Raw genomic sequence first — 1,138 nt, 5'->3', positions numbered from 1 at the left:
AGGCGGTGATCCTCCCAGAACTCGCCGCCGCCTAAACTAAAACAACTGACCCGCACGGTGTTGAGAAACTCCACCACTCAGCGGGACGTGACCTCGCGACACCGTCGGTCGCTTAATAGTGTCCTCTGATCTCGGGGCCCACGAGTGATATCAAACAAATAGTGTTCACGCATGAAGACAGTTCATTCTCGGATCTGGGTCCGGCGGGCATACACGATGCTCGCCGTTATGGCCGCTGTCCTGATCGCTGCCAGTGCCACTCTGCGCGAAACGATCCATGAACCTCGGGCGGAGATCCTTGCAAACATATTGCAGGCTGCGCCGATCATCAGCGGTGGACTGGGGTCATCGGCCATTCAGAAGCGTCGCCGCCTGATCCCGCCCACCGGACCGTGATGCGAATTCGAAGCGAGACTCGCACGACAGAACGGCACAGTCAGGGGTTCGTGTTGGCGAGAGCTCCCTAAGGGGAAACCCCAGTGATATAACAGCCGCAAGCCGATCGCCTGTCCGACAGTTTTATGCCGGGGCTTACTCTCTCCGGATCTCTCGCAGAATGAGCACTTTCTTCTAGATTGCGACCACAAGATCCTTTAGCGCTGATGATGATCTCGAAGCACATCTGCTGCAGTCGTCCAGCTGCGCTTCCCATACCGATCATTGTCGACGTGGTTGAGCGCATGTCAATCTGGGCCTACATTGGCCCGCTAGGGCGGACTCTCAACTTCTTGTTACAACGGACCGGGGAGCTGATTCATCGCTACTTGTTTGTAGTTACCCCGGAAGCTGCGAAACAGCGTCAGGATCGACTTCCAACCACTTTTGAGCCTCACGGAGTGTCATGACCACCCCGTTCCTCGGCATGGGGACATTGCTCTCTATCAGCACGGAATCCGGGCCGTAGCTGGCAGCGTCGAAGACCCTAACCCCTAACTCCCGACAGTAGCGCTCGAGCATCTCCGAGGTGAACCGCTCTCGAACCCGTCGCGCCGCGTAGGACTCAACCTGCTCGAACAGCTGCTCCGTCCCAGTGGCGCTGAAAACTGGGCTGCTGCGGATATCTCGGACAGTGGGCCCTCTTAAAATGAGGGTTCACTGAAAGTAGAGAACCGCATGACCGCGCCACGCCGGAAATTCA

The 1,138-nt window shown here is 57.4% G+C and carries 1 protein-coding gene; it reads left to right on the top strand.

All coding sequences use genetic code 11. From position 1 onward, the window contains the following. The first annotated feature begins 171 nt into the window (after window positions 1-171). Window positions 172-396 carry a hypothetical protein gene (locus ABIB54_RS17845; RefSeq protein ID WP_354576877.1) on the top strand — a complete coding sequence of 75 codons (225 nt, stop codon included), beginning with the start codon at window positions 172-174 and terminating at the stop codon, window positions 394-396. Window positions 397-1,138: the final 742 nt, after the last annotated feature.

It is taken from the genome of Frigoribacterium sp. UYMn621, assembly GCF_040549525.1.
Taxonomy (GTDB): domain Bacteria; phylum Actinomycetota; class Actinomycetes; order Actinomycetales; family Microbacteriaceae; genus Lacisediminihabitans.
The sequence above is the reverse complement of the archived record's forward strand: the minus strand, read 5'-3'. Positions and strand labels throughout refer to the sequence as shown.